This is a genomic window from Verrucomicrobiota bacterium, assembly GCA_016871495.1.
Taxonomy (GTDB): Bacteria; Verrucomicrobiota; Verrucomicrobiia; order Limisphaerales; family VHDF01; genus VHDF01.
Genome location: VHDF01000135.1, coordinates 1 through 8,273, shown reverse-complemented (window position 1 = coordinate 8,273; position 8,273 = coordinate 1). Strand labels below are relative to the sequence as shown.

Here is an 8,273-nt window from a genome sequence, read left to right as displayed (position 1 = left end):
GGCAGCCCTTCGGCCTCGAATCGTATGGCGTTGGTAAGGCCCCCACGACGGCGCAAAAAAATCTGCAAAGGCACTCGTTCTCCCCGACGTAAATGAGTGGACCAAACGGTGGCCAGCCGCACATCCCGGTTCGGAGGGGCAGGGGCCACCGGCACCGCAAAAGCCCCGAAATCCGGTTTTTCCTGTTCGACCCTGAACCAGAACAACGGGTCCTCCCCCGAACTTGCTGTGCGCGCCAAGTCCGACAGGGTCACCCGCAATCGCCCGTCCGCCTTCACCTCGACTTTGCCGTGAGGATCGCGCGTCGCCGTGTTGAATTCGTGTCCGCCCAGGTTCTGTTCCTGATCCGCAAATTCACGTTCTTCCGTCACCTTTCCCTCCCCGCTCAAATGTTGCACGAGAAGGTGGGGATCCGTGCTTTGGCCGAGCCGATGCGAGAATACTTCCAATTCGAACGACTGGCCCTTCTTCACTTCGAACTCGAACACGCTGGTTCTCCGGCCTCGCTCGAATCGACCCGCGACGTTACAGGGTGGCGGAATTTTCTGGGGGCTTTCCGGACGCGACTCATCCAATATCACCTTCAAATCCGTCGCCCCAACCCATCCTCCCACCCCCGCCTCCGGCCATTCCACGCCCAGCGTCTCCAACCCCAACGCGCTCAAGGATCGACCTCCGGCCAGGATTCCCGGCACCCCCCTGGATGGCTTTCCGATGTTCAACACTTTGTTGGAATCGTACTCCCCGCGCCATCGCGGAAACACCTCCGGACTTTGCCCCGCCGTCAGCACCGGCGGAAAAGCCAGGGCTTGATACCCGGGTGCTCCTGCGCTCAAGCGGAAATAATACTCGTCCCCACCTCGAAATGTCCGGTCATGCAGTACCAACCTGACTTCCTGTGCTTCTTCCAACCGCAACTTCAAATGCCCGCCTCGCCGGCTCCGCCCCAACTCGCGACCCTGACCGTCACTCGCGATCATGACCGGCTCCAGCTTGGAATCCAACGTCGCCGCCTGACAGACGAACTCGATCTCACCCTTCGGAGCGTTGGTCCAGTGCAACTCCAACCGGTCACTCGCGGGAACACGACCATGCACCCAACTGTTCACGGAGACTTGCTTCGGCTTGCCCGTCCTGCCTTCCTCACCGGCTAGGACGATCCCGGGCCACCGGCCCACGGCGAACGGACGCGCATTGGAGATGCCGAAGCGGCTCAGCACCCGGACCTCGTAAACGCCTTCCGGCACGTCGGGGCCTATCTTCACCACGAAGTCTCTCAGATTCTGGCGATCCTCCTCCGATCCGGACTTCACTTGGGCGGTCATGCCGGGATGAGAAAAACGGAGGGTCTCTGGCCAATCCAAATCCACTCCCTGCACCGAGACTTCCTGCTCTTTACCGCTCTGCCCGCCCGGCGGAAAAACCGTCCACAACCGCGCCACCGGGAGCTCCGCGCCAGCCTCGAGCGCCAAGCCCAACCCGAGCAACCAACATCTCAAGACCGCCGCCCTCACTCAGTGATTGAAGAGGAATTCTTTGGTGTTCAGACAAGCCCACACCATGTCTTCGAAAGCCTGCCTGCGGGCGGCCGCCAATTCCGCCCCGGTCTTCCCGGCGGTCTTGCGATCCAGGTATCCCTGGGCCGCCGCCAACTCGTCCGGCAAGGGTGGCCGCGAAAACGCGGTTTGATAAAGCTCTTGAATCTTGGCCGGATCCGACCGGGTTTGATCCGCCCCCAGCTTCGCAGCCCGGCCTTTTTCCGAGGCGATTCTTTCCTGCAGCTCCTTGGAGTTCAGCAAATGCAGCGACTGCGCCAGGCTCGCGTCCTGCGAGCGCTCGCATTCGCACGCGCTCGACGATTCCGGACGCCCGAAGACACTCAGAAAGTAAGTGCTGGCATTGAAGCTGTTGTCCGGCAACGCCACCGCCCGCATGCCTTCCGGCAATCCCTCGAACCGATGCGGCACACCCGCCACCTCATGCACCGCGTCAAACAAAACCTCCGCGGGCAGGCGCTTCGGATAATAGCGCGAAAAGTTCTGCCGGTCCGAACCATTCTGCTCGTTCGGCTCCGCGCTCAATTGATACGCGCTCGATGTCGCAATCAATCGAACGAGCGACTTCAAGTCATACCCGGTGGAAACGAAATGATTCGCGAGTCCTTCCAACAATTCGGGATTCGAAGGCGGATTCGTCTCGCGCATGTCATCCTCCGGATCGACCAGGCCGCGATTGAAGAAATGCTTCCAGTAACGATTCACCAGCGACTTGGCAAAGAACGGATTCTTGTGGTCCGTCAACCAGCCCGCCAGCGCCTCGCGCGGGTCCTCGTCCGGCGCCACGTTCAAGGGCGACTCACCCAAGCCGGCCGGTTTCACGGACTTCTTGGTCTTCTTGTTGATCGCCTCCGCCGCCCCTCGCCGATGCACGATCATTTCTTCACCGGGAGCATTGCCCGACTTGCGACCCACCCTCGAATAAAAGGCCGCCAGGCTGTAATAGTCATGCTGGCTCCACTTCTCGTAGGGATGATGATGGCACTGGGCGCATTGCAGGCGCAGTCCCATAAAAAGCTGCGCGGTATCCTCAAGCTGCGCCGTCGTGTCCCGCACCTGCCGGTACCAAGCCACCGGCGGTTGATCCTCAATGCTCCCGGATGCCGTCAACACCTCGCGCACCATGCGATCGTACGGCTTGTTCTCCATCAACCCGTCCCGTATCCACGCGTGAAAAGCGAACGTGCCGCGCGCATGCGTCGGCGCGCCCCGCTTATTCCTCAATAACGCCGCCCATTTGTTGGCAAAAAGCTCCGCATAATCGGGACTCTCCAGCAACCGGTCCACCCAGCGATCCCGCTTGTCCGGTGACCGGTCCGCCAAAAATGCTTCGGATTCAGACTTCGTCGGAATCCGCCCCGCAATGTCCAGGGCGGACCGCCGCAAAAACACCGCGTCATCCGCGATGGTGGAGGGCGGCAATCCCAGTTCCTTCAACCGCTTGAATACATGCTGATCAACCAGATTCCGTTCCGGCGGCAGCTTGCCCAGCGGCGCCCCCAGCGGCACCAAACCCTGAAACACCGCCACTTGCGTCTGGTAACGCACCATGATTGCCACCGTGCCGGGTTGCTTGAAGACCTGCACGTGGCCGCGTTCGTCCACTTTGGCCATCTCCTTGTCGTTCGCCTCGAACAACGCGCTGTGGGTCACGTCCTCGACCACCCCGTTGCTGTAACGGGCCAGCACCCGCAACTGCTGCGAGGCTTCGCGCTTCAGATTCCTTTGCTTGGGGAAAACCTCAATGCCCACCACCGTCGGGTCCTGGGCGCTCCCAGGCGGCATGCCTTGCTGAATCCATCGGCGGATCCATTCATAATCCTGCGTCCCGGGCTCAAGCCGCTTGCCTCCCCCATGCGGCATCTCGCCAATAGCCTTCAACAACAGCAAACTCCGCTCCGGCGCCGCTGGAAACAATCGTCTCCCGCGAGCTTCCTTCACCAAATGTTCGTAGTCCTCCTCCGGCTCGAATCCCAGCAACGAAAGTCTGAATCCATTCTGGCCGCTCGCCTTTCCATGGCAGCCGCCCCCATTGCAACCCGCCTTGGTGAAGATGGGCACGATTTGATTCGCGAAACTCACCAGCGGCTGCGCCTCCGCGCCGCGCACTTCGACTTCAAGTTCCGCGCCGGATCCTCCTTCCAAGACGCCTCGAACTTTGGCTTTCCCGTTCGACTTCGCCACCAGCATGCCTTCCCGGCTCAAATCGACCACGCCCTTCGGTTCCACACTCCACTGGACTTCGTGCGTTGCGTCTGCGTCGCCTCCTCCAGAATCCGACTTCGCCGCCAGCAGTTGCCACCGAGCCTCCCGCCCGTTCAAAATCAACGGCCCTCCGGCCTCGCCGTTCCTTCCCGACTCGATGCGCAACACGGCCACACCCCAAGCCCACTCCATCCCTGCAATCAACCCCAGCAAACCGAGCGCCAATGGCCACCGCACTATCCCGCGAGCCTTCCTTTGCATGACGCGAGAAGGCCGCATCCCGGCTCCTTCTTCCTTCCCCATTCGTGGCTTCATACGTGGTGCCCTTTCTATTTCGTTCTCGCCGCTCATTTTCACCCCACCAACTCCGGCAATGGAGCGCACCCGTCATCCACCAAATACTGCGGACGCCCCGCCAAGTCCTGGACGGTGGTCGTCGCCACATCAATGCCCATGTGATGGTAAAGCGAAGCGAATACCTCCCCGAATCGAACCGGACGCGAATCCGGCTCGCCCCCCAACCGATCCGTGGATCCAATCACTTGCCCGGTCTTGAATCCACCGCCGGAAAGCAAGGTGAACGAAGCTCTCGGCCAATGATCACGCCCGCCCCCGCTGTTCACCGTGGGCGTTCTCCCGAATTCTCCCCAGATGACGACCGCCACGTTCCTGTCCAGTCCCCGCTCGTAAAGATCCTCGATCAACGCGGACACCCCTTGGTCCAAAAGCGGCGCGTCCTTGCGCGCGTTCTCGTGGTTTGCCCCGTGATAATCCCAAAATCCGTAAGCCACGGTCACCACCCGAGCTCCGCGCTCCACCAAACGCCGGGCCGCCAAAAATTGCTGGTTCAACATCGGGGCCGCGTCCCCGTGCACCCGCTCGTCTCCCTTCCCGTACCGCTCTCGTATCTTCTCGGACTCCCGGCTCAGGTCCAAAGCCTCCACCAAACTATTCCGAGTCAAAACCCCGAACGCCTGCTGCTTGAAAACGTCCAAACCTTCCATCATCCCGCTCGTGTCCAGTTCATGGCGAAGCCGGTCGAAGCTCGAGAGCAAGGTCCTGCGATCTTCCAGCCGGTCCAAGGTGACTCCTTGCAACACCATGTCGGACTTCCCCTGGCCTTCGGGACGGAACGACTGATGTCCCGGCCCCAAAAATCCGGGGGTCGCCTCATTGTAAGGACGATGCTGCATGCGCGGCTCCATCCCGATGAATGGCGGCAGCGCGGGATGTTTCGACCCCATCAATTTGGAAACGACCGAACCGAAAGCCGGCCAGCCCCCCGGCGGTTGATTGCGCTTCTTCCGTCCGGTGAAACAATGAAAGTTCGAATGATCGTCCACCGCATCCGACATGGACCGAATCAACGTCATCTTGTCCATGACCCGAGCCATTTGCGGAAGAAGCTCGCTGATCTGGATCCCACCGACGTTGGTCGCGATCGGACGAAACGGCCCCCGGATCTCCGACGGAGCATCCATTTTCAAATCCACCAAATCCTGATGCGGCGGCCCGCCCGGAAGGTAGATCATGATGATGGACTTGTCGGACTTCCCAACCCCCGACGTCGCCTCGGCCTCCAAGAGCTGGGGCAATGCCAGCCCGCCCATGCCCAGAGTGCCAATCGTCAGAAAACTCCGGCGGCTTACGCCGTCGCAATATCGAAAGGCTCTCCCGGGAATCTTCAGCATCGTTTAAGCTCCGATACGGCTCAAATCACCTCGCGCAAGGGTTCGCAGCCGGGATCCACCAGATATTGAGGCCGTCCCGTCAGATCCGTGATCGTCGTCTTGGTCACGTCGATGCCCAAGTTCCGATACAACGTCGCGAACACATCGCCAAACTGCACGGGACGTTCCGTGGCTTCTCCGCCCAGCCGGTCGGTGGCTCCAATCACTTGGCCCGTCTTGATCCCGCCGCCCGCCAGCAATCCACACGAAACGCGAGGCCAGTGATCGCGCCCCCCATCCTTGTTGATGATCGGCGTGCGACCGAACTCGCCCCACACCACGATGGAAACATCCTTGTCCAGCCCGCGCTGATGCACGTCCTCGATCAACGCCGTCAAACCTTGATCCAGCAAAGGCAAATCCTGACGCAACGCTCCGAAGTTGTCCCCGTGATGATCCCATCGGCTAAACGCCAAAGTGACACAGCGCGCGCCCGCCTCGACCAAACGGCGGGCCACGAGGAAATGCTCCATCAACTTGGGCCCGCCATCATCGCGGTTCTTCGGATCCCCCTTGCCATACCAATCACGAATCTTCTTGTCCTCGCGCTCCACATCCAGCGCCTCCATCAACCGGCTCGACGTCAGCATGCCAAACGCCTGCTCGTTGAACGAATCCAGGCCGTTCATCAACCCCGTGGCATCAACGTCCCTCCTGAATTGATCGAAACTGGCGAGCAACTTGCGGCGGTCGCCCAAACGGTCCAGCGTCACACCGTTCAAGACCATGTCCGTCTTGCCAGCACCCTCAGGCTTGAACGGCGCGTGGGACACCCCCAAAAAACCCGCCGTGCCCGCATCGGCCCACGGCACGTGACCCATCTTGGGCGATAACCCCACGAAAGGCGGAACCGTGCCATTCGTCGAGCCTTCGAGCTTGGAAAGGACGGACCCCATGCTCGGCCAGCCTCCCGCCGGCATCTGCTTGTGGCTTCGGCCTGTCAAACACTGCACCGCGTAATGATCCCCAGTGGCACCGACAACGGACCGAATGATCACCGTCTTGTCGATGACCTTGGCAAGCTTGGGCAGATGTTCGCAAATTTGAATCCCAGGCACGCTGGTCGAGATCGGTTTGAACTCGCCCCGGATCTCCATCGGCGCATCCATCTTCAAATCAAACATGTCCTGATGCGACGGACCGCCCGGAAGGAAAATCATGATGACCGCTTTGTGCGATCGGCGAATCCCGCTTTGTGATTCCGCCTGAAGGAGTTGCGGAAGAGAAAGCCCGCCCAACCCCAGCGCGCCGATGCGAAGAAAATTGCGGCGGCTGAACCCGTCGCAAAACCGATGAGATGAACCTGATATCGTCAGCATGATCGGAAACCTTTCTGCCATTCGCAGCGCGAACGACGGTTGAAGGGCTATTCAGCAATCTTTGTGCCCCTCCAGCCTTTGAGTGTCAAGCCTTCGAACCGCAAAAACCCAAGAAAATCATCGGCACAATGACCCCGCCGCCCAAGACCTCAATACAAATACCGCGTGTCCGCCGAAGGCCCGCCCATCGCCCTCGCTCGAATCAGGCTCTTCTTCCTCACAATCACACTGCCGTCCGCCTGGCCAACCGGCTGATCCGGCGTCACCGACCACGACAACAACGGCGCGCTCTGCGCCACCGCCATCTTGCCCAAATGCCCCACGTCCCAGCGCGCACCGGGCGTGTCGCTGATGCGATGGGTGATGAATGCCCGGCGGCTGTCCGCCTCCGAGGTGTTCGCCGGCCAGGCCGGCTCGTTGTCGTCCGGATTCGAACTCACCTTGCCGTCGGCAGACAAAAACTTCATGGCGGGGGTCGCCGTGTAATTCGCCAACCACATGTAAGGCGTGTAGACGTTGCCCGCCGGTGTGTCCCACCCGCCGTAATCCTTGGTGTTCTTGTCCGCGAAATTGGCGCTGCTGGCATAGTTCAACCACACCTTGCCGAATGAAAGGCGCGTGATCGGACAAATGAAAATCTGCGTGTTCGGCACGTACGTTCCCCGCATCAAGGTCACGATGCTCGACGGATTCCCGCCCGTGCGATGGTAATCCGGACTGGCATCCGCGTGCGGCGCGAATTTGCCCCGGAAATCGTCCGCATACATGATCTGCGACAGATACTGCTGGCGCACGTTGTTCACGCAGGTCGTTCTCATGCCCGTGTATTTCGCGCGCGCCAGCGTGGGCAGCAGCATGCTGGCCAGAATCGCGATGATCGCGATCACCACCAGCAACTCGATCAAGGTGAACCCGGACGCAGAGGACCGGACCGGACGCGCCACGACGAGGGATTCCATGCTCCACCCCCTATCCCAAACCAGGCCGCTTGGCAAGCCTCGACCTGGAGATTCCGGATGGGGTGGTGCATCCAGAGGTTGTTGGTAACCGGGTTGTCGTGGTCACGCAGACAGCCCGGTCTGCTGTGGCGCAGGCTGCCCAGCCTGCGTGCCGACGAAGGAAACCAGGCCGCATGTTTTATGCACGGGACGCCCGGTGATGACACCGGGCCTACAAACACAGAGGCAGGCGCGATTGTAGGCCGCGTGCCCTCACGCGGCACACGGTCGCGGATTCAAGCTCAGGATGAATGATCCGGGCCAGGCGGGTGGAGAACATGGAAGGGCCTTATTCTTCACCCGCCGGGCCGACGGGCTGTCGGCGATACGGCAGGCTGGGCAACCCAAGGTAGCTCGTTCCTCGCAACCTTGGGCTGGAGGACACAATCCCTTTGGGATTGAAGGCGGGATTCCGTCGCCGTGGGCATCGCCCATTCCGTGGCCCATTGAGAAAAACACGACGAA

5 protein-coding genes are annotated in these 8,273 nt (G+C 60.8%); all 5 read right to left on the bottom strand.

Translation table 11 applies throughout. The features are described from left to right. A partial coding sequence (locus tag FJ404_18630; protein ID MBM3824867.1) for a hypothetical protein occupies positions 1-1,514 on the bottom strand: 1,514 nt, incomplete at its 3' end. Continuing rightward, on the bottom strand, positions 1,515-4,118 hold the full coding sequence (locus FJ404_18625; GenBank protein ID MBM3824866.1) for a DUF1553 domain-containing protein: 2,604 nt from the start codon (positions 4,116-4,118) through the stop codon (positions 1,515-1,517). It lies immediately after the preceding gene. Continuing rightward, positions 4,115-5,452 (bottom strand): DUF1501 domain-containing protein, encoded by a 1,338-nt coding sequence (locus FJ404_18620; GenBank protein ID MBM3824865.1) that lies wholly within the window; start codon positions 5,450-5,452, stop codon positions 4,115-4,117. The genes FJ404_18625 and FJ404_18620 overlap by 4 nt, the downstream gene beginning before the upstream one ends. Before the next feature lie 20 nt (positions 5,453-5,472). Then, positions 5,473-6,810 carry a DUF1501 domain-containing protein gene (locus FJ404_18615; GenBank protein ID MBM3824864.1) on the bottom strand — a complete coding sequence of 446 codons (1,338 nt, stop codon included), beginning with the start codon at positions 6,808-6,810 and terminating at the stop codon, positions 5,473-5,475. A gap of 149 nt (positions 6,811-6,959) precedes the next feature. Beyond that, positions 6,960-7,769, bottom strand: a complete 810-nt coding sequence (locus FJ404_18610; GenBank protein MBM3824863.1) for a type II secretion system protein — start codon at positions 7,767-7,769, stop codon at positions 6,960-6,962. Between the last annotated feature and the right edge of the window lie 504 nt (positions 7,770-8,273).

Coding starts and splice junctions, on each gene's coding strand:
- FJ404_18615 (MBM3824864.1), bottom strand. CDS start 6,810: ATGCTGACGATATCAGGTTCATCTCATCGGTTTTGCGACGGGTTCAGC.
- FJ404_18620 (MBM3824865.1), bottom strand. CDS start 5,452: ATGCTGAAGATTCCCGGGAGAGCCTTTCGATATTGCGACGGCGTAAGC.
- FJ404_18610 (MBM3824863.1), bottom strand. CDS start 7,769: ATGGAATCCCTCGTCGTGGCGCGTCCGGTCCGGTCCTCTGCGTCCGGG.